15 protein-coding genes are annotated in these 20,023 nt (G+C 61.7%); 9 read left to right on the top strand and 6 right to left on the bottom strand.

The features are described 5' to 3' along the window. Positions 1-5: 5 nt before the first annotated feature. Positions 6-4,625 carry a translocation/assembly module TamB domain-containing protein gene (locus ACMA5I_RS01285; protein WP_525884409.1) on the bottom strand — a complete coding sequence of 1,540 codons (4,620 nt, stop codon included), beginning with the start codon at positions 4,623-4,625 and terminating at the stop codon, positions 6-8. Further along, the gene (locus ACMA5I_RS01280; RefSeq protein WP_525884408.1) at positions 4,625-6,532 is read right to left on the bottom strand and encodes an autotransporter assembly complex protein TamA; all 1,908 of its coding nucleotides are present in this window, start codon (positions 6,530-6,532) and stop codon (positions 4,625-4,627) included. Before ACMA5I_RS01280 ends, ACMA5I_RS01285 begins: the two co-directional genes overlap by 1 nt. Positions 6,533-6,762: 230 nt before the next feature. On the opposite strand from ACMA5I_RS01280, the gene ACMA5I_RS01275 reads away from it, so the two are divergent. The 5 genes from ACMA5I_RS01275 (at position 6,763) to ACMA5I_RS01255 (ending at position 12,639) form a co-directional block, all read left to right on the top strand. Next, entirely contained in the window at positions 6,763-8,325 is a 1,563-nt protein-coding gene (locus tag ACMA5I_RS01275) for a peptide ABC transporter substrate-binding protein (protein WP_525884407.1), read from the top strand. A 58-nt stretch (positions 8,326-8,383) separates the two neighbouring features. Beyond that, the gene (gene oppB, locus ACMA5I_RS01270) at positions 8,384-9,307 is read left to right on the top strand and encodes an oligopeptide ABC transporter permease OppB (RefSeq protein WP_525884406.1); all 924 of its coding nucleotides are present in this window, start codon (positions 8,384-8,386) and stop codon (positions 9,305-9,307) included. Further along, the gene (locus ACMA5I_RS01265; protein ID WP_525884405.1) at positions 9,300-10,463 is read left to right on the top strand and encodes an ABC transporter permease; all 1,164 of its coding nucleotides are present in this window, start codon (positions 9,300-9,302) and stop codon (positions 10,461-10,463) included. The genes oppB and ACMA5I_RS01265 overlap by 8 nt, the downstream gene beginning before the upstream one ends. 1 nt (position 10,464) lies before the next feature. Then, positions 10,465-12,081, top strand: a complete 1,617-nt coding sequence (locus ACMA5I_RS01260) for an ABC transporter ATP-binding protein (RefSeq protein ID WP_525884404.1) — start codon at positions 10,465-10,467, stop codon at positions 12,079-12,081. A gap of 84 nt (positions 12,082-12,165) precedes the next feature. Further along, positions 12,166-12,639, top strand: a complete 474-nt coding sequence (locus tag ACMA5I_RS01255) for a hypothetical protein (RefSeq protein ID WP_525884403.1) — start codon at positions 12,166-12,168, stop codon at positions 12,637-12,639. A 96-nt stretch (positions 12,640-12,735) separates the two neighbouring features. Here ACMA5I_RS01255 and ACMA5I_RS01250 read toward each other — a convergent pair whose 3' ends face one another. Beyond that, positions 12,736-13,707: a DUF1963 domain-containing protein gene (locus tag ACMA5I_RS01250; protein ID WP_525884402.1), complete on the bottom strand. Its 972-nt coding sequence runs from the start codon at positions 13,705-13,707 to the stop codon at positions 12,736-12,738. 331 nt (positions 13,708-14,038) lie between these two features. Here ACMA5I_RS01250 and trpA point away from each other — a divergent pair, with 331 nt between their 5' ends. Then, positions 14,039-14,932 carry a tryptophan synthase subunit alpha gene (gene trpA, locus ACMA5I_RS01245; protein WP_525884401.1) on the top strand — a complete coding sequence of 298 codons (894 nt, stop codon included), beginning with the start codon at positions 14,039-14,041 and terminating at the stop codon, positions 14,930-14,932. A gap of 223 nt (positions 14,933-15,155) precedes the next feature. On the opposite strand, the gene ACMA5I_RS01240 is transcribed toward trpA, so the two are convergent. Next, positions 15,156-15,743, bottom strand: a complete 588-nt coding sequence (locus tag ACMA5I_RS01240) for an MliC family protein (protein WP_525884400.1) — start codon at positions 15,741-15,743, stop codon at positions 15,156-15,158. Positions 15,744-15,835: 92 nt separating this feature from the next. Here ACMA5I_RS01240 and xth point away from each other — a divergent pair, with 92 nt between their 5' ends. Beyond that, positions 15,836-16,627, top strand: coding sequence for an exodeoxyribonuclease III (gene xth / locus ACMA5I_RS01235; protein ID WP_525884399.1), 792 nt, complete (start codon positions 15,836-15,838; stop codon positions 16,625-16,627). Between the two features lie 51 nt (positions 16,628-16,678). Here xth and ACMA5I_RS01230 read toward each other — a convergent pair whose 3' ends face one another. Next, the gene (locus ACMA5I_RS01230) at positions 16,679-16,987 is read right to left on the bottom strand and encodes a DUF4156 domain-containing protein (protein ID WP_525884398.1); all 309 of its coding nucleotides are present in this window, start codon (positions 16,985-16,987) and stop codon (positions 16,679-16,681) included. 320 nt (positions 16,988-17,307) lie between these two features. Between ACMA5I_RS01230 and ACMA5I_RS01225 the strand changes: the two genes are divergently transcribed. After that, on the top strand, positions 17,308-17,829 hold the full coding sequence (locus ACMA5I_RS01225; RefSeq protein ID WP_525884397.1) for an outer membrane protein: 522 nt from the start codon (positions 17,308-17,310) through the stop codon (positions 17,827-17,829). Positions 17,830-17,891: 62 nt separating this feature from the next. Here the strand turns inward: ACMA5I_RS01225 and ACMA5I_RS01220 are convergent, their stop codons facing one another. After that, positions 17,892-19,166: an E22 family MetX-like putative esterase gene (locus ACMA5I_RS01220; protein ID WP_525884396.1), complete on the bottom strand. Its 1,275-nt coding sequence runs from the start codon at positions 19,164-19,166 to the stop codon at positions 17,892-17,894. Positions 19,167-19,272: 106 nt separating this feature from the next. Between ACMA5I_RS01220 and ACMA5I_RS01215 the strand changes: the two genes are divergently transcribed. Beyond that, positions 19,273-20,010 carry an enoyl-CoA hydratase/isomerase family protein gene (locus ACMA5I_RS01215; RefSeq protein ID WP_525884395.1) on the top strand — a complete coding sequence of 246 codons (738 nt, stop codon included), beginning with the start codon at positions 19,273-19,275 and terminating at the stop codon, positions 20,008-20,010. Positions 20,011-20,023: the final 13 nt, after the last annotated feature.

The following is a 20,023-nucleotide window of genomic DNA, read 5'->3' as shown; positions in this document are numbered from 1 at the left end:
CCTCCTCAATAATCCCGCTCGTAATAGATGCCGATGGTGCCTTCGCTCTCGTTATCGACGGAGATGCGGCCTCGGATATGCTCGGTGATATCCACGCTGACGCCGGCCTCGGTGGTCCCGGCGGAGTTGGTCTCGATGGTGGTGTAGACATCATCGGAGAGATATTTGCCGGCCTGCACCGCGGTTTCGCCATCCTCGTCGGTTTTCACGTCGAGATTGTCGAAGCCGATGGTCTCGCGGATCTCGCTCATCACGCCGCCATCGCCGCCGCCGGTCAGTTCCGACACCGCCGCCGCCAGCTGGGCAAGCTGGAAGGCCGACAGCTCGGAGATCGAGCGGTCGAAGATCACGCGGGCCAGCACCTCGTCCTCGGGCAGTTCCGGGGTACTCTGGAAGGTCAGATCGAGATCATTGACCGGACCAGCGACGATCACCTGCGCGGTCACATCGCTGCTCTGGGTGAGCGCGACGAGGCGCAGACGCGGGGTCAGCGTGCCGTTGAGGGTCAGGGTTCCTTCGTCGAGGTCGATCCGCTGGCCGAGCAGGTTGAGGCGACCGCGATTGAGTTCGAACTGGCCGATCGGGGCGGGATCGCCCACGGTGCCTTCGATCTGGACGCTGCCGCCAAGCTCGCTGTCGAGGCCGCGTCCGCGCACAAACACACGCTCGGGGGCGGAAATCTCGATATCGAGCCGCAGATCATCGGTCGGGCTGGCCTGCTGGCTGCGCTGGCGCTCGCGGATCGCGGCGCGGGCGAGCGTGGCTTCCACGGCGGGCGGCGCGTTCACATGCTCGACCCCGAGACGCAGACCGGCGGAGCCGCCAAAGCCCTGCGGGATCGAGATTTCGGTTTCGCTCAAATCGATCCGGCCCGAGACGAGGCCCGCGCCATAGATCGGCCCGTCGATGGAGAGATCGCCGTTGAAGCGGGTCGCGACGATATCGCCATCGGTATAGCGGATGCCGCGCATGGTGATGTCGATATCCGCCGGGAAGGGCGCGGCGATGCCCATCGTGCCGGAGGCGTTGATCGTGCCGCCGCGCGCCAGTTCCGCCGAGAGGCTGTTGAGGTTGAGCGTGTCGCCCGCCAGCGCCGCATCGAGCGCGATGTTCTCGACGCGGATGTTGAGGCCCGCATCCACATAGGTCGCGCCGCTGGTGGAGATGGTGCCGGAGAGTTGTGGGTTGGAGAGCGCGCCGCTCGCCGCAATGTCGAGATTGACGACGCCGTCGGCGCGGGCGTTGCGGCTGGCCAGGGTCTGGTCGAGCAGATCGAGGGGCAGCGCGCCTTGGGCGTTCACGTTCATCGCGCCGCCGTTGAAGGGGACGGAGCCCTGGGCGTTGAGGGTCAGCCCGGCGGGGCCGTTCACCTGAAGCCCGGTGACGTTGAGCGCCTGCCCGCGATATTCGCCGGTGAGCGCTGCCGAGAGGCCATTCGCGCCGAAACTGTCAAGCGGGGCCGCGCCGATGCCGGAGCCATCGAGATCGAAGCTGACCGCCGGATCGGTGAGCGAGCCGGTGACTTGCCCCGTCCCAGTGACGCTGCCGCGCAGGTTTTGCCCGTCGACAAAACGGTTGGCGAAGGCGAGCGGGAAGGCGTCGAGATTGATCGAAAGGTTGACCGGCCCGCCGCTGAGCGAGGTGGTGCCGTTCACGCGGGCGGAGACGCCGTCATCGGTGTTGAGCGCAGCGTTGAGGGCCAGCTGATCCGTGCCGGTCATCTCGCCGCTGGCGTCGATATCGATGGGCGGCACGCCGGCATTGGCGATCGGCGCGGCGGTCAGGTCGCGGCCCGTCACGTCGAAATCGACATTGGGCTGGGTTCGCGAGCCGGTGATGGTCGCATTGCCGTTGACGATGCCGCCCGCGTTGAGATTGGGCACGACGGCGTTGGCGATATCGAGCGGGACATTGGCGAGATTGGCGCGCAGGTTGAGCTGCTCGCCCGCCTCGCCGCTGACCTCGACCCGCCCGCCATTCACGTCGAGCGCGATGTCGCCAAGGGTGACATCCTGCCCGCGCAGTTGGATTTCTGCGGGGTTGAGGAGGCGTGCGGAGGCGTTGTTTTGATTGAGCTGCGCCGTGTCGAGCGCGAGATCCATGCCGCCTTCGACCTGCGTGACCGCACCCGCTGCGTCGATGGTCGCGCCATTGCCGAGCCGGGTGTTCACGTTGAAATCGGTGGTGTCGCCATTGGTGGTCGCCGAGCCTTCAACGATATCGACCGAGGTTTCGCCGAAGCTGATGTTGCCGCCCGAGAGATCCGCATTGATCTGCGGCGCGGCGAGGGCGTTGGCGATGGTCGCGTCGAGGGTGATGTTGCCGATGCGGATATTGCCCTGCTCGATACCGTTGAGATCGCCATCGACGGCCACATCCTGCTCGCCATTTTCAGCCGAGAACTGCACATCGAGATCGACGGACCCGGCGGCTTCCATCAGCGCCAGCGCGGCGGCGTCGGAAATATCCGGCGAGATGATCTGGACGCCGCCCTCGAAGAGACCAGATTCGACATTCTGCACCACATCGCCGACGAGCTCGGTCGCGCCGATGGCGAGATCGAGACCGCTGATCTGGCGCTGTTCTTCGCCAATATCGACGGAGCCAGCCAGCGTGATCGGCGCATCGCCAAGCTCGCCGCCGCCCGAGAGATCGCCGCGCAGGCCCGCATCGTCGTTCACGCCGGCGAATTCGAAATAGATATCCTGCGCGTCGCGGCCCTGAAGTTGGCCGTTCGGGATATCGCCGCGGGCGGTGAGATTGGTCGTGCCGTCCCGGCCCTCGGCGGTCGCCGTGAGGTTGAGCGCGCCGGAGGCGTTTTCGGACAGCACTCCGAGATCGCGGATCAGTGCGTCGAGCGAAATGTCGTTGCGGTTCGAGTTGGCAACGCCGGAGAGATTGGCCTGCAACTGACCGTTGTTGACTTCCACATCGCGGAAGAGGAGCCCCGCCTCGTCACGGATCGCGCGGCCATCGAGCGCGGTCTCGCCCGCGAGCATGGCGTTGGCCTGCTCCTGCCCGACCTGAAGGTCTTGCATGAGGCCGGTAATGTCGAAATCGAATTTGCCCGAAGTCAGGCCATAGCTGCCCTCAAGGGTCAGGTTGCCGCCGCCCGCGAGATCACGGTTGGCGAGGCCCGCGAGCGGGGTCAGGTCCGGCAAATCGGCCTCGATGGTGCCGTCGAAGGTGAAATCGTCGATCAGGCCCTGAAGCCCGATCTCGCCCACTTCGCCGCTGATTTGCGCGGTTTGTAACTCGACCGGCTGGCCCGCAGGGAGCCGCGCCTGAATGTTGAGATCGAGCGCATCGCCAAGGGCGCGCGCCGTGTCCGCATCCTCCGCATCGAGACCGCGCAGCCCGCCGGTGATGCCAACCGTCACGAGACGATTTTCCGCATCATCAAGGGCTTGCGCCTCGCCGCCCAGATCAATGTCGAGCGCTTCGGCGGAAATCTCGTCGAATTGCAGCGCCTCGGCGGTGATGGAGCCATCCCATGCGTCGGACCCTTCCAAGCCATAGCGAATGTCGATATTGGCCTGCCGCAGCGACGCCTCGGTCTCGCCCGCCGGGAGCGGCACATCCTCGGTGCCATCGCCAAGCTGACCTTGCAGATCGAGACGGCGCAGGAAGCCGCCCTGAAGCGTTTCAAGCTGGCCGGAGAGGGACAGCGCATTGGTTTCAACGGCAAGCTCGCTGAGTTCAACCGCGCCTTCGCCTTTGTTGACGCCCTGCACCTTCACCGTGCTTTCGCCCTCAAGGAAGGGGCGGTAGCGCTCCGGCACGACGCGGGCCATCTGGCCGCGCAGATCCGCGCCGAAACCGAGACCCTGCTCACCCTGACGCATGGCGACCGTGCCAACGACGAGGTCTTCGCTGTCGGTCTCCAGGTCGATATTCACGTCGAGATTGTCGAGTTTGCCCTCGCCCTGCACCTCAAGCGAAATTTCCGGCTGCCCTTCGATGTTGAGCAAGGAGGAGACGAGACCGCCCGGCGGCTCATAGGTCGAAATGTCGATCAGTGTGTCGCGGCTGTTGCTGTCGAACTGCGCCGTCACGCTGATATTGCCGCCATTGTCGCCGTTGTCGAGGCGCTCCAGATTCATGGTCGCGTCAATCGCCGCGTCGTCAAAGGTCATCCCGCCCGTGACGGAGGCGGCGAACGCCTCACCGACGACCGGCTCGCCCACCTCGACGCGCTGAATATCGAGCTCACCCAGATTGAGCGAGACCGGCAGATCGGGGAGCGTGAAGGGCTTGGCTTCCGTCTCGACCTGATCGCCGCCCTGCCCCGGCAAGCGCGGGATCTCGATGCTTTCGGCGGCGAGGCGGTTGATGTTCACGCGGCCGCGCAGGAGCGCGAGGCGGTTCCAGTCCAGCTCGGCGTTGCGGATGGTCAGCCACGGGCCGTCCTCATCGGCAAAGCTGATTTCGCCGACGCGGGCATTGCTCGACAGCGCGCCATCGACGCCCGAAATGCTGACGGTCATGTTTTCGCTCGACAGCCGCTGTTCAAGCTGGCGGACGATGAAGCCGTTTTCATCCTCGTCGCCATCTTGTTGCGCGGAGAGCGGCAGCACGAGCGCGGTGGACAGGAGAAGGCCGGTAAGAAGGGTTTTGCGTGTCATCAAAATGCCTGCCCGAGACCGATATAGACCCCGAAGTTTTCGTCTGCTTTGTCTTTGTCAAGCGGGACCGCCACATCGACGCGGATCGGGCCGAGCCCGGTCTGGCGGCGTATGCCGAGGCCCGCGCCAAAGAGCATGTCGCCCGAGAAGTCCGGCGTGGTTTCATCGGTGACGAGACCGCCATCAACGAAGGCGACCGCGCCCCAGTTATCGGTGATATCGGCGCGGAATTCGACCGAGGTTTCGACCAGCGAGAGACCGCCTTCGACAATGTCGTCGCCGTCTTCATCCTGTCCGGTGACGATGCCGATCTGCTTGTATTCATAGCCGCGCACGGAGCCGCCGCCGCCGGCGTAGAAGGTCAGGCTGTTTGGCGCTTCATCGAGATCGGTGTTCAGGAGCGAGCCGACCTTGACCCGGCCTGCCAGCACGAAACGATTATCGGTGCCAAAGCCTTTGTAATAGCGGCCTTCCAGCGTCGGGCGGAGGGGGAAGTTCTCGTATTCGGCCTCGTAATAGGCGTCAAACGTGCCGCGCAGATAGAAGCCGGAACGCGGGTCCGTTTCGCTGTCGCGGCGGTCCCATTCGATGGCGCTTTCGGCGCCGAACAGGAGGAATTCCTGCGTCCCGGTCGCGTCCACCACTTCGGATTTCTCGACCACGGCGAAGAGGCTGCCGGAGGTGTATTTGTCGTAGATATAGTTGAAGCCCGTCCGCGCGCTGACGCTTTCGTCGCGGTAAGTCTCGAACACTTCCTGTTCGGCAAAGACGGAGGAGACGAAATCGAGATCCGGGTCGAACAGGCCCGGCATGGTGTAGGTGACGCCGACCGAGTAGTCGATATCGTTTACATCATCGATGTCGCTGATGTCTTCGCTGGAGCCGATGCGGCTGACCGAGGCGTCGAAGCGCAGGCGCTCGGCGCGGCCAAAGAGGTTGCGGTGATACCAGTAGCTTTCAAGGCTCACCCCGTCGAGCGAGGACAGCTCTGCCCCGAAGGAAATGCGGCGCAGCGGTTTTTCCTCCACTTCGATATGGATCGGATAGCTGCCATCGGGGTTGATGCTCTCCGGCTCCTCGAAGCGCAGCATGCGGAACACGTCGAGCCGCCCGATGCGCTCTTCGGCTTCCTCGATCACATCGGGGTCGAACTCCTGACCCTCGGGGATATCGGCCATATAGACGGTATAATTCGGGTCCATCCGCTCCGTGCCGGCGATGCTGGTGCGGCCAAAATTGGCGCGTGAACCCGGCTCGACCGGAACATACACATCAAGCTGCTGGCGGTCGTGATCGGCCACGGCGTCGGGGGCATATGCGGTGGCTTTGGGATAGCCAAGCTGGCGCCAAAGCCGCGTCGTTGCGCGGGCGGCGCGGTCCACCACACCGGCGCGGGCGGGCTCCCCGGTCTCAAACCCGACATCCTCGGGCGAGGTGCCGATGTCATCCTCGGTCTTAATGTAGCCGGTATAGCGGTTGCCAATCTCGGCGCGGCCAAACTCGAATTCCGGCCCGGCGCTCACCGTGATTTCCACCGGCACGGGATTCGGCAAAGGCGCGTCCAACTCGATTTCTGAGGCTTCCTGACCATTAATTTTAATAGAGACGACAGGGCCATAGCGGGCCTCGTCATACATCGCGCCGATAATATTGCGGTAATCGCCCCGTGCTTTCGCGATAACCCCGGCGGAGCCAGAGGCCGGATCGTCGCGGTCTTCCCAAAGCGCCGAGGCCGATTCCGTGATGTCCTTGGCCGTGTCGTCATCGGCGGTGATCGTGACCTCGTAATTATGCGGGTCGATCACATCGACCTCGCCTTCATCTTCGTCTCCCCACAAATGAATTCCAAAGAGTTCAAAGGCTTGTGCTTTTTGCGGGGTCATCAAAAGCGCCGGAACGCTGCTCATGAGAAGGAAGACGGCCGAGCGGATCACGGGGGAAAAACTCCTTTGAGGCATGTGCTCACCAAATCGGATCGGTGAAGGTAGCGCAAGTAAACTTCAGTGCTTAAACGCTTAACTAAGCAAAGCGTTGCATAAAAATCTCCGCATCACTCTCATTTTGTTCCCCTTGCGAGCGCCCAAATTTTGGGCAACCTTTCTGACATGAATAACTCTATCAGGGAGTAAGAAGAAAAATGTTGAAAACAATCGCAACCGTTTCGGCCATCGCATTGATGGCGAGCCAGGCCCATGCCGTGACCTATATGCGCGGCAACGATGGCGACCCGGAGACACTGGATCACCACAAGACCTCCACCGTCGCCGAGGGCCACATCATGCGCGACCTCTTTGAAGGTCTCGTCATCAAGGACGCGAATAACGAACTCGCACCCGGCGTCGCAGAAAGCTGGGAAGAGAGCGAAGACGGCACGGTTTATACCTTTACCATCCGCGAGGATGCAAAATGGTCGAATGGCGATCCGGTGACCGCTAATGATTTCGTCTTTGCCTTCCGCCGCCTGCAAGACCCGGCGACAGCTGCGTCTTATGCGACCATTCAATATGCCATCAAAAACGCAGAGGCCGTGAACACGGGCGAAATGCCGGTTGAAGAGCTTGGCATCCGCGCTGTGGACGATAAGACCCTCGAAATCACGCTGGAACAGCCGACCCCTTATTTCATTGAGCTGCTGACTCACCAGACCGGTCTGCCGATGCACCCGGCCAGCGTCGAAGCCGGTGACTTCACCCAAGCGGGCAACATGGTCTCGAACGGCGCGTATACGCTGCAAGAGGTCGCGCTGAACGAGCGCATCGTTCTGCAAAAGAACCCGGAATTCCACGATGCCGAGAATGTCGCTATCGACGAAGTGCAGTATATCCCCTTCGAAGACCGCGCGACCTGTGTGCGCCGTTGGGAAGCGGGCGAGATCCATTCCTGCTCCGACCTTCCGGCGGAAGATCTTGAGCGCCTGAAGGCCGAGCATGGCGATGCCGTGCGCCTGCCCCCGTATCTCGGCACCTATTACTATGACATCAACACCGAGCGTTTTGACGATGTGAATGTCCGTCAGGCGCTGAACATGGTGATCGACCGCGAATTCCTCGCCAATGAAATCTGGCAGGGCTCGATGGCGCCGGCATATGGCTACATCCCGCCGGGGATCGGCAACTATGAGGTCGAAGCGCCGACCTATGAGTGGTCCGAGGACTCGCTTCTCGACCGTGAGGACGCCGCCATCGCGCTGATGGAAGAGGCGGGCTATTCCGACGACAACCGCCTTGAGATCGAACTCAGCTACAACACCTCGGAGAACCACAAGGCGACCGCCACCGCGATTGCCGAGATGTGGGCCCCGATCTATGTGGATGTGACCTACAACGTCCGCGACGCGTCGGCGCATTATGCCCATCTTCGCGACACCAGCGATTATGATGTCGTCCGCGCAGGCTGGATCGGCGACTATTCCGACCCGCAGAACTTCCTGTTCCTGCTGGAGCAAGGCAATGACGGCTTCAACTACGCCAACTATGCCAATGATGAGTATGACGCGCTGATGGAGGAGGCCGCCGCCGAGCAGGATCTCGTGGCGCGCGCCGAAATCATGAAGCAAGCCGAGGAAATCGTTCTGCGCGATGTCCCGCGGATTCCGCTGCTGTGGTACAGCTCGCACGGCCTCGTGTCGCCGAAACTGCAAGGCTGGGTCGATAACATCGACGACAACCACCCGACGCGCTTCCTCTCGATCGCAGAGTAAACCCGCAACCGCGCCGTCCCCTTGTTTCGGGGGCGGTGCCCTTTTGGGGGTTTGAACCATGCTCTCCTATGTTTTGCGGCGCCTGTTGAGCGCTATTCCCACCCTGTTTTTGATCATTACCGCCACGTTTTTCCTGATGCGGATCGCCCCGGGCGGCCCCTTCGACGGCGAGCGCCCACTGGAGCCGACCGTGATGGCGAATATCAACGCCACCTTTGGCCTCGATAAGCCGCTCCATGAGCAATATCTCATGTATCTGGGCAATCTCGCGAAAGGCGATCTTGGCCCGAGCTTTGTCTATCGCGACCTGCGTGTGCAGGATATTCTGGGCAACGGCCTGCCCGTCTCCATCCAGCTTGGCCTGACCGCCCTCGCGGTCGCCCTCGTGATCGGTGCCACCCTCGGCTCCATCGCCGCCGTGCGCCAGAACAGCTGGATCGACTATGCCGTGATCGCCACCGCGACCTTCGGCATCACCATCCCGAATTTCGTCGTCGCGCCCGTGCTGGCGCTGGTCTTTGGCGTGATGCTCGGCTGGCTGCCCGCGGGCGGCTGGGAGAACTGGTCGCTGGAGCATATGATCCTACCGGTCATCACCCTGGCCCTGCCGCAGATCGCCGTGATCGCCCGCCTCGTGCGCGGCGCGATGATCGAGGCGCTGCGCTCGGACCATGTCCGCACCGCCCGCGCTTACGGCCTCGGCCGCTGGTCGGTGATCGTCACGCATAGTTTGCGTGCGGCGATCCTGCCGGTTGTGTCTTATCTCGGCCCGGCGGCGGCGGCGCTGCTCACCGGCTCCATCGTCGTCGAGCAGATTTTCGGCATCCCCGGCATTGGCCGCTACTTCGTGCAAGGCGCGCTGAACCGCGACTATACCCTCGTTATGGGCACCGTCGTGATCGTCGCCGTCTTTGTCGTCCTCTTCAATCTTATCGTCGATCTCGTCTACGCGGCGCTCGACCCACGGGTGCGTTATGAGTGATATTTCCCAACTCCCCCATGATCCGCTGACCCCGCTCGATCCGGGGCAGGAGCAACTTCCCGACACCGAAAGCCGGTCGCTCTGGCAAACCGCCCTGATGCGGCTGAAAAAGAACCGCGCGGCGATGGTCGCGATCTTCACGCTGCTTTTGCTGACTCTGGCGGGGATTTTCGGGCCGATGGTGGTGCCCAACCACTATGCGCAGGTTTTCCCGGAATATGTGAAAACGCCGGCGAGTCTGGAGGCGTATCCGCGCGCCGATGAGATCGTCCCGGCCGCCGAGGACGCGCTCCGCCGCGCCCGGATGGAGCTGGGCGAGATCACCGTCGAGGGCGGCAAGGTCACGATTCCCGTCACCTCCGCCCGCGAGATCGACCCTCGCTATGCGCGCTATCTTGAACGGGCGAACGACTTTTCGAACGCCGAATTCACCGAGATCGCGAGCGACGGGCTGAGTGGCACCCTGACCGCAGATGTGGCGCAGAATTACTTCTTCTTCGGCACCGATGCGAATGGCCGGGATCTTCTCTCCCGCACCCTGATCGCGCTGCGCGTCTCGCTCATCATCGGGGCGCTGGCCACCGCCGTCGCGCTGGTGATCGGCGTGACCTATGGCTCCATCGCGGGCTTTGTCGGCGGGCGTGTGGACAACGTGATGATGCGGTTTGTGGATATCCTCTATTCGCTGCCCTTCATCTTCTTCGTGATCCTGCTGGTGGTGTTCTTTGGCCGCAATCTCGCGCTGATGTTCGTCGCGGTCGGCTGCGTCGAATGGCTGGACATGGCGCGGATCGTGCGGGGGCAAACCATCTCGCTCCGCCGCCGCGAATTCGTGCAGGCCGCCGAGGCGCTTGGCGTCCGCTCCCGCGGCATTCTGCGCCGCCATATCGTGCCGAACACGCTCGGGCCGGTCATCATCTACATGACCCTGCTGATCCCGAAAGTGATCCTGCTGGAGAGTTTCCTGTCCTTCCTCGGTCTCGGGGTGCAGGAGCCGCTGACCTCGCTCGGCGTGCTGATCTCCGAAGGGGCCCGCAATATGCGCGGCGCGCCCTATATGCTGATCTTCCCGGCCGCCACGCTGACCGTTCTGCTCTTTGCGCTGAACTTCATTGGCGATGGCCTGCGCGACGCGCTTGATCCGAAGGACCGTTGATATGACTGACCAACCCGTATTCGACGCAACCGACGTTCATGTGCGTTTCGACACCCCCGATGGCGAAGTTCACGCGGTCAAAGGCATCTCGATCAATGTGATGCCCGGCGAGCGCGTGGCCGTGGTGGGCGAGTCCGGCTCGGGCAAGAGCCAGACGATGATGGCCGCCATGGGGCTTCTAGCCGTCAACGGCAAAGCCACCGGCTCGATCAAATATCGCGGCGAGGAACTTCTCGGCGCGTCCAAGGACAAGCTCAACCGCATTCGCGGTGCCAAGATCACCATGATCTTTCAGGAGCCGATGACCTCGCTTGATCCGCTCTACACGATCGGCGCGCAGTTGATCGAGGTGCTGAAAAAACATGGCGGCTACAAGGGCCGCGCGGCGGAGGCGCGGGCGCTGGAGCTTTTGCAGCTCGTCCATATCCCCCAACCGGAGCGCAAGCTGAAGGCCTATCCGCATGAGATGTCCGGCGGGCAGCGCCAGCGCGTAATGATCGCGATGGCGCTCGCCAATGACCCGGATTTGCTGATCGCGGACGAGCCGACCACCGCGCTCGACGTGACCATTCAGGCGGAAATCCTGATGCTCCTGCGCGAATTGCAGGACAAGATCGGCATGTCGATCCTCTTCATCACGCACGACCTGACCATCGTCGAAGCCTTCGCCGACCGGGTCTATGTGATGCAGGGCGGCAATCTGGTGGAACACGGCACCGCCGCGCAGATTTTCGGCAATCCGGAGACGGACTACACAAAAATGCTGCTCGCTGCCGAGCCGGAGGGCCGCAAAGCCGCGCCGCAAGAGGGGGCCGAAACCCTGCTCACCGGCGATGATGTCTGCGTGACCTTCGGCGATGCGGGCGGGCTCTTCTCGAAAGGCTGGGAACTCAAGGCGGTTGACCACATCTCGCTGGCGCTGAAACGCGGCCAGACCATCGGGGTTGTGGGCGAATCCGGCTCGGGCAAATCCACCCTCGGGCGGGCGCTGCTCAGGCTCAACAAATCCGAAGGGCGGATCGCCTATCGCGGGCAACTGCTGTCGGATCTCGATGTCGCCGAAATGCGGCCCTTCCGCGAAGACCTGCAAATGGTGTTCCAGGACCCTTACGGCTCGCTCAGCCCGCGCATGAATGTCGGGCAGATCATCACCGAGGGCCTGCTGGTCCACCAGCCGGAACTGTCCTCCAAGGAGCGCGACAAGATCGCTGGCGATATTCTGGAGGAGGTCGGGCTGACCCGCGCCATGCGCAACCGCTTCCCCCATGAATTCTCCGGCGGGCAGCGCCAGCGGATCGCCATCGCGCGGGCGCTGGTCCTCAAACCCGATGTGATCGTCCTCGACGAGCCGACCTCGGCGCTCGACCGCTCCGTCCAGAAACAGGTGATCGAGCTCTTGCGCCAACTCCAGCGCGACTACGATCTCTCCTATATCTTCATCAGCCACGATCTCGCGGTCGTCCGGGCGCTCTCGGACTACGTGATGGTGATGAAACAGGGCAAGGTCGTGGAGGAAGGCCCCGTCGATCAGATCTTCGACGCGCCGCAAACCGAGTATACCCGCGAGTTGATGCGTGCGGCCTTCTCGCTCTCGGACATCCTCAAGGAAGCCTCGTAACCACCCCCTGCCCGCCACATGCGCGGGCAGGTTTTCCACAGGGCCGATCTGGTCCTTTATGCGCGCCATACCTATATTATGGGTATGGCGCTCTTTTTATTGATCCTTCTGACCCTCGCCCTCATCGCCATCGCCCTGCCGCGCCTGCGGCTTGCGGCGGCGGGTCTCGCGATCCTCATGGCGGGCGGGCTCGGCACCTATCTTCTCACCGATGGCGGGCCGGATGACAGCACCCTCAGCGTCGAGGATCTGCGCATCACCGACATGGCCCTTGGCGAGCGCCCCGGCGGACGGATGCTCTCGATGCGGGTGCATAATGACGGCGCGGTGCCGCTCGAAAGCGTGACCATGCGCCTCCAGATGCTCGACTGCCCCACAACCACCGAAAGCGACGCCTGCGAGATCATCGGCGAAGGCCGCGGCTCGGCCTATGTCACGGTGCCCCCCGGCCAACTCCGCGAAATGAACATCCCCTTCGCCCTGCCCGGCGACACCCCCGCACAGGGGAACCTCCTGTGGCGGGCCGAACCGGATCGGATCCGGGCGGGGCAGCGGTAGGGCTGGCGTGGTCGCGCGCCGTTCTGAGGCCGCGGTTGCTCCTCATCACACCCGCTGAACCCTATTTTCAATTAGACCTCAGCTAATTAGGTCTCCTCAGGTCATTTGTGAGGTCCCTACTGCGCGGTCAAATCGACATTCGGCGAGGTCTTTCTCATCAACAAACATATACATCGCACCGTCACCCCATGTTGGCATGAGCCGCGATAGGTATGTCTCGGCATTTATTGTCAGCACATGTCGCCAGCGTTCTCTTGCACGGGCTATTTGGTCGTCATTGTCCGGCCCCGGTCCAGTAGCAATCATTTCGACGTCGCCGTGCATATCTTGTTGAAGCGGGACCTCCCAGCCACCAAGTTGGTCGCCCCCGCCATCCGCAAACTCGAATCTCTCGTCTGCCAGTCGGTGGTAGAAAGCTTGATCTCGTCGCGGATTCACCGTCCACCCTGAAATAGGCGAGAGCGGCTCTGCTTCTATATCCGCGTCCCAAGGTTCCACCATCGGGGTTCCAAAGTCTGAAACACCAAGTTGCCATGCCTCGCGGAGAAGGGCCGGTGTTTCATGCCGCCTCAGCCCGCTCGCATCGCTCCAAAGCAAGGTGATGCCTCCATGCGGCGATTGCGGGCCATACCAATCTGCAAATGAATCATTAAAAGCCCAAAGCATACCCCGATCTGGCAGCGCAGGATCGAAACCTTGTTCGTGCGCCATAGCTTCGAGGTCGACTTGCGCAAGAAAAGCCATCGGAAAGGGTTTTCCGAGAAGGTCGATTGCAAAGTCTACGAAGACTTCCTGCTCCGGTAAAACGATAGAGTCCCTCAGTAGCTGCGCATAGCGCTCGCAATCTGCAAGAGGCGGCCTTACGGGCCAAGCAAGTTCAGGCGGTAAATCTGGTTCGCCGCCCACCTTCGATGTGCGAACTGGCAAACCGACGTCGGGAGCGGGATCGCTGTGCCTTAACCAAATCGTTGGACGCGCAGTTTCAATCAAAAGGCGCGATGACGAGGCATCAAGTCCGAGCGTACGGCAGGCGTGATTGATCGCGTCAATATTAGAAAAGAAAGTCATTTAGATCCTTTTGTCAGCGAGCCTTACTTGGGTCGTTTTCGTCGGCCTTTATGTCACGTTAGCTGTTCTGCAAACCCGGTACGAGAGGTGATCTCATCCAAAGGTAAAGCCGCACACATGCGGTTCGAAAGATCAATAAAGCTGTGCACAAAAGTCGATCTCACCCAAAATAGCAAAGCGACCACACCTAAGAATTCACCAAGACTATTTTGATGATCTAGCGGAGATCACGAGTGCCGGTATTGTCTAAACCCCTTCCCGTCAAAATTTCTCTCTCTCCGCTTTCCTTCCGCGCGCCAGTGTGGTTTCACTCATGCGCAAGGAGACCACTATGACGCATCGCCTGACCGACACTTTCGCCCGTTGCCGCGCCGAGGATCGCGCGGCGCTTGTCACCTTTACCATGGCGGGCGATCCGGACGCCGAGACCGCGCTCAATGTGCTGAAAGCCCTGCCCGAAGCGGGGGCGGATATTGTCGAGTTCGGGATGCCCTTCACCGATCCGGTGGCCGATGGTCCGTCGGTGCAGCGTGCGGGGATCCGCGCATTGAAAAACCAGGTTCCGTTGGGGCAGACGCTCGACATGGTGGGCCGGTTCCGGGCGGAGAATGACAGCACGCCCATTATTCTGATGGGCTATTTCAACCCGATTTACGCCTATGGCGTGGAGAAATTCTGCACCGAGGCGGCGACGGCGGGCGTGGACGGGCTGATCGTCGTGGATGTTCCGGCGGAGATGGATGCCGAGATCGCCCCGCAGGCGCAGATCGCAGGTCTCGATCTCATCCGCCTTGTGACGCCGACCACCGATGACAAGCGGCTCGGCAAGGTTCTGCAAAACACCTCGGGCTTTCTCTATTATGTCTCGATCAAGGGGACGACCGGCGCGGCGACCGCGAATTTCGCCGCTGTGAAAGAGGCGTTGACCCCGATCCGCGCGAAAACGGATCTGCCGATTGCCGTGGGTTTCGGGATCAAGACCGCCAAGGACACCGAAGAGGTCGGGCGGTTCGCCGATGCGGTGGTCGCGGGCTCCGTGATTGTCGATGCGCTGGAGGCGAGTCTTGCCGAGGGCGCGGCGACGGATCAGACGGTCAAGGCGGTCACCGATGTGGTGAAAGAGCTGCGCAGCGGCATTGATCGCGGCGGCAAGGCGCGGCAGCAGCCGGTGCAGCGTGAAGGTGCCTTTGGGCGGTTCCTGCGCGGGATCGGGTTGCGGCGCTGACCGCCGCACCCTGTTTTTCAAGGCTCAGTAAACGCCGAGCAGCTTCAGAATCAGGACGACCACGACAACGAGGCCGACCAGATAGATAATGCTGTTCATCTTCTCTCCTTTAAGTGACGGGCACGTAACATGCCCTCACCGACAGGGTGAATCGGCTATCTGATTGTTTCAAGACAATTTTATGTTTGGAGGCTGAAAAACCTCCAAACGGTGCTTTGGGGACTCAGAGCGGTCCTTCATTGAAATGCGCGCCGGCGCAGCCGGTCATTTCCATCCCGCCGACCGTGACGCTCGCGGTGAAAGGATAGCTGCGGTCGGCCATCGTATCGTCACAGCGCTGGTCCGTGACGTCGAGGGTGAAGGCGCTGGCGGCAAACTGCCAGCCCGTATCTGTGCGGCTCACACTCGCCGTCGGGACAACCACATCCTCGAAATCGGGTCGGGCCAGCGTCATGCTGCGCCCTTCCACCGAGACCGACCAGAACGGTTCATTCCCGCCCGCGCGGAACGGGATCAGGGTGCAGCTATCCTCGCCGTCATCCAATTGCAGGATCGCCTCATTGCCCTTCATGTGGAAACCATAACCCTCCCCCGCATAGCGCGACCCGCTGGCCGCTGGGATCTGATCCAGCGTCTTGCGGCCCTCTGAATCGTCGATATAGGCCACGCCCTCCCCGGCAATCACGCCATAATCCTGCCCGGCGCAGCTATAGGTGAGCGGCACGATGGTCACGGAGGGCTCCTCCTCAGCGGCGGGCTGACAGGCGGCCACAAGGCCGACGAGCGGGGCAAGCATCAAAATCTTTTTCATGAATAGGGTCTCCTTACGCCATGACGCGCGCCGGGCAGCTTGCACCTTGTCCTCACTCGGGGCAGTCTCCCCCGCGAAAGAAGGAGACGGCCATGAAACTTGCAACCTGGAACATCAACTCGGTGCGTCTGCGCGAAGCGCTGGTTCTCGATATGCTCAAAGAGGATGCGCCCGATGTGCTGTGCTTGCAAGAAACCAAATCGCCGGTGGAGAAAATCCCTTTGGAGGGCTTCGCGGAACTCGGCTATTCCCACTGGGTCGCGGCCGGGCAAAAGGGCTATAACGGCGTGATGATCCTGTCGAAAATCCCGCTGGCGCCGCTGGAGGACGGAAGCGTGCCGCCGATCTGCCGCGAGTCCCATGCCCGCCATATCGGCGCGCGGCTGGAGAACGGGATCACCCTTCATAACGTCTACATCCCCGCAGGCGGCGACGAGCCGGACCCCGAGAAAAACGCCAAATTCGCCCATAAACTCGATTTTCTTGACCGGATGAAAACCTGGTTCGCAGGCCAGCGCCCGGAAAAATCCATCATCGTCGGCGATTTCAATATCGCGCCGCGCGAGGATGACGTCTGGTCCCACAAACAGCTGCTCAAAGTGGTCAGCCACACGCCGATCGAGGTCGAGGCCATGACCGCGATGCAGGACGCCGGCGGCTGGGTCGACATCACCCGCAAACACATCCCCGAAGGCCAACTCTACAGCTGGTGGTCCTACCGCGCCCGCGACTGGGACGCCGCCGACAAAGGCCGCCGCCTCGACCACATCTGGGCCAGCGGCGATCTGGAAAGCGCGTCCCGCTCAAGCTGGATCAAACGGGAATGGAGAGGAGCTGAGAAACCGTCGGATCATGTGCCGGTTTTCGCGGAATTTGAGGTGTAAGGGGGAATTGAGAGAGCACAGATAACTACTACACTCTCCTAGCTCGGCTTTTTAGCAATCGTAGGCGTCTGCCTGCACGACCGCAGACTCCATTGAACTGCTCGATGATGAGACGACAAATGCATTGCCACCCATTTCCGATACCGAATTGCGAAGCTGATTATAGGCGCTCGTCGTATCCATCGCTTCGGTCATGCCAAACATACCGGAGCCAGTGACACCTCCGAGAAATTGACAGCTTTCGGCAGCGTTCAATGAAATCTGCCGAACATTGGAAGCTTCGCTCGACAAATCCGTACTACAGGCGGCCATAGCCAAAACTAAAGATAGGGTACTAACGAAGCGCATCTGTGTCTCCATGTTGGAATTAAACTCCTCAACCTAATCACAAACTGCACATTATGAAAATTTTAATTTGAGAAAATTATGCCTAGCTATTGGAGTTTGGTGTCGCCTTCAGGTTTTAATGGCAAGGAGCATCAAAAGCCCCCAACTCTCTTGAGAGTCTCGGTCTTCCCAAAAATAATCTGAACCGAATTCGCGCTTAACACAAACGCCCCCTCACAAAAATGTCATCCCCCACCACACGCCCGCTTGCAACCTTCTCTCCCCCTCACGCGTAAAGGTTAACGAGGCTGCGGGTGCGGGGCTTCGAGAACAAACCTGATCTGGAGGAAAAAATGAAAAAGCATCTTGCAATGGGCGCAGCAGTTTTGGCGCTGTCAACGACGTCGGTTTGGGCGCAGGACTGGTCGGGGTTCTATCTCGGCGCGGGTGTCGGCAATCTTGAGGTCGAAACCGATGTGGATATCGAAGAAGATGACACCGCATTCGGCCTTCATGCCGGTTACCGCTATGACGGCGGCCGTTGGGTTGTGGGCGGCGAAATCGAGCATGACTGGACGGATATCGAGCTTGTCCCCGATGCGATCACCGTGGATCGGGTGCTGCGCCTGAAGGCCAGCGCGGGCTATGAGTTCGGCAATGTCCTTGCCTATGTCGTCGGCGGCGCGGCGAATGTCGATGTGGATGGTTTGGGCGACGAGTGGGGCGAGTTCTACGGCCTCGGCGCGTCCTATGCCTTCACCCCGAAAGCCAGCGTCGGCGTGGAACTTCTGGAGCATAATTTCGAGGACATCGGCGGCTCGGGCATCGACGCGGATGCGTGGAGCACCAGCCTGCGCACCTCCTGGCGGTTCTGAGGCCTGAGGCGTAAACCCCGCTGGGATTTAAGGAGCGCGGCGCAACACCGCGCTCCTTTCGCTTACTGCGCCTCCGCGCCTTCGCTGTCCGCCGTGCCCTCGGCAGCTTCGCTGTCAGCCGCGTCCTCCTCAGCGGTCTCTTCTGCAGGCGCCTCTTCCGCCGGAGCCTCCTCACCCGCCGCCAAAAACGCCGCGATCTGCGGGGCCGCCTGAAGCATATTCACCACCCCGTCGAGATGCCCGCGCGTGCCTTGCAGCTCGACCACCTGAACCGGGGTGCCATCGGATTTGATGATCGCCGCCGTCTCGCGCACCGCATCGCCGGGGAAGACGAGATCCTCGTTGGAGTGGATCAGCATCACCGGCACGTCGATATCGAGCAGCCCCTCGAACACATTCTCCCCGCCGCCCGCAACGAATTGCTGGTTGGCCTTCACGAGATAGAGGAAATGGTTCGCGTCGGACGCCCCTGCCCGCGCCGCGCCCGCCGCGTTGAGGGTGGAGACGACCGCGTATTCATTGTCAAAACTCGCCCCCGGATCGGCGCTCTCATCCGCCCAATTGCGGCCAAAAGCGGCGTTCGACCATTCCGGCGACTGCGCATGGAGCGTCACGATCTTGAGCGCCTGCGCCAGCCCCGCATTCGGGGCCTCGCCATCGTAATAATCGCCGCCATTCCAGTTCGGATCGAGACGGATCGGCGCGGCCCAGATGTCGAGCCAGGCGATCAGATCCGCATCCGCATAGCCGGAGGAAATGACCGGAATGGCGCGCTCCAGAAGGTCTGGGTAACTCGCCGCCCATTCATAGGTTTGCAAGCCGCCCATGGAGGCGCCCATGACCGCGTGCCATTTTTCGATGCCGAGCTGCTCCATCAGCCCTTTTTGCGTGTCCACAAAATCGCCGATGGTCATGATCGGGAAATCCATGCCGTAGGGCTCACCGGTCTCGGGGTTGATGCTCGCCGGGCCGGTTGTGATCACATTGGGATCATTGGCCGCGAGATTGACGGGCGTGTCGACCGAGACGACGAAATATGTATCCGTATCAATCGCTTTGCCGGAGCCGATGATCGCATCCCAATAGCCCGGCGCGGCGTCGTCCTCGCTGTATTTGCCCGCCGCATGAGAATTGCCGGAGAAATAATGCGGGATCAGAATCGCATTGTCCTTCGCATCATTCAGCTCGCCATAAGTCTCATAGCCGAGTCGCATCTCCGGCACCGTCTCGCCGCCGCGCGTTTGGTAGTTCTCGATAGTGAATTCCTGTTTCTCGACAAGCCCGTCAAAGGCCAGAGCCGGGCTGGCGAGCAGCAGGCTGAGCAGAATGGATCGCATGGTGTTCCTCCCTTGTGGTGTCCCGAGTGAACCCATCCCGCCGCGCGCTGTCTAGTCTTTTGACACCGCAGGAAAACCGGGTAGCGTGGGAGCAAGGAGGCCCGCCATGATCGAGACCCGCCGGAGAGGCTATATCTTAACCATCATCCTCAACGCGCCCGAGCGCCACAACGCGCTCAGCGTGGAGGACATGGAAACGCTGCATTCCGCGCTGAACGCCGCAGGGGACGCGCGGGCGATTGTGATCACAGGGACGGGCCGCAGTTTTTGCGCCGGTGTGTCGCTGGGGGAGGTCAGCGGGAAGGACATGAACGCCAACCCGCTCGGCGCGCTTTGCGACCGGCTGTCCCGCCAGCCGCAGCCGGTGATTTGTGCGCTGAATGGCGGGGTCTATGGCGGCGGCGTGGAACTGGCGCTCGCCTGCGATTTTCGGATCGGGGCGGAGGGGATGAAGATGTTCGTGCCGCCCGCCCGGCTGGGGATACATTACCAACCGGTCGGTATGTCCAGAGTGATTGCGCAACTCGGATTGCAGATGGCGCGGCGGATCTTTTTGAAGGCGGAGACCTTCACCGACGAGGCGCTCCTCGACATCGGATTTCTCGATGCGCTGGTCCCGGCCGAGGCGCTGGAGGACCGCGCATTTGAGGAAGCCGAAGCGCTGGCGACCCTCGCGCCGATGGCTGTGCAGGGGATGAAAATCACGCTCAACGAGATTGCGGAAAACCGGCTGGATGCGGATGCGGCGCGCGGGCGGATCGCGGCGGCCTTTGCGTCGAGCGACCATGCCGAGGGCCTCGCCGCGCAAAAGGAAAAGCGCCCGCCAAAATTCATCGGGCGCTAAGGAAAAAGCCGGG

Source organism: Jujubicoccus corallicola (genome assembly GCF_047345645.1).
Taxonomy (GTDB): domain Bacteria; phylum Pseudomonadota; class Alphaproteobacteria; order Rhodobacterales; family Rhodobacteraceae; genus JBLEFH01.
Note: the sequence above shows the minus strand (reverse complement) of the source record. Positions and strands in the feature narration are given on the sequence as shown.

Excerpts from the sequence above, each read along its gene's own strand:
- ACMA5I_RS01285 (WP_525884409.1), bottom strand. The coding sequence starts at position 4,625 with ATGACACGCAAAACCCTTCTTACCGGCCTTCTCCTGTCCACCGCGCTC.
- ACMA5I_RS01280 (WP_525884408.1), bottom strand. The coding sequence starts at position 6,532 with ATGAGCAGCGTTCCGGCGCTTTTGATGACCCCGCAAAAAGCACAAGCC.
- ACMA5I_RS01275 (WP_525884407.1), top strand. The coding sequence starts at position 6,763 with ATGTTGAAAACAATCGCAACCGTTTCGGCCATCGCATTGATGGCGAGC.
- oppB (WP_525884406.1), top strand. The coding sequence starts at position 8,384 with ATGCTCTCCTATGTTTTGCGGCGCCTGTTGAGCGCTATTCCCACCCTG.
- ACMA5I_RS01265 (WP_525884405.1), top strand. The coding sequence starts at position 9,300 with ATGAGTGATATTTCCCAACTCCCCCATGATCCGCTGACCCCGCTCGAT.
- ACMA5I_RS01260 (WP_525884404.1), top strand. The coding sequence starts at position 10,465 with ATGACTGACCAACCCGTATTCGACGCAACCGACGTTCATGTGCGTTTC.
- ACMA5I_RS01255 (WP_525884403.1), top strand. The coding sequence starts at position 12,166 with ATGGCGCTCTTTTTATTGATCCTTCTGACCCTCGCCCTCATCGCCATC.
- ACMA5I_RS01250 (WP_525884402.1), bottom strand. The coding sequence starts at position 13,707 with ATGACTTTCTTTTCTAATATTGACGCGATCAATCACGCCTGCCGTACG.
- trpA (WP_525884401.1), top strand. The coding sequence starts at position 14,039 with ATGACGCATCGCCTGACCGACACTTTCGCCCGTTGCCGCGCCGAGGAT.
- ACMA5I_RS01240 (WP_525884400.1), bottom strand. The coding sequence starts at position 15,743 with ATGAAAAAGATTTTGATGCTTGCCCCGCTCGTCGGCCTTGTGGCCGCC.
- xth (WP_525884399.1), top strand. The coding sequence starts at position 15,836 with ATGAAACTTGCAACCTGGAACATCAACTCGGTGCGTCTGCGCGAAGCG.
- ACMA5I_RS01230 (WP_525884398.1), bottom strand. The coding sequence starts at position 16,987 with ATGGAGACACAGATGCGCTTCGTTAGTACCCTATCTTTAGTTTTGGCT.
- ACMA5I_RS01225 (WP_525884397.1), top strand. The coding sequence starts at position 17,308 with ATGAAAAAGCATCTTGCAATGGGCGCAGCAGTTTTGGCGCTGTCAACG.
- ACMA5I_RS01220 (WP_525884396.1), bottom strand. The coding sequence starts at position 19,166 with ATGCGATCCATTCTGCTCAGCCTGCTGCTCGCCAGCCCGGCTCTGGCC.
- ACMA5I_RS01215 (WP_525884395.1), top strand. The coding sequence starts at position 19,273 with ATGATCGAGACCCGCCGGAGAGGCTATATCTTAACCATCATCCTCAAC.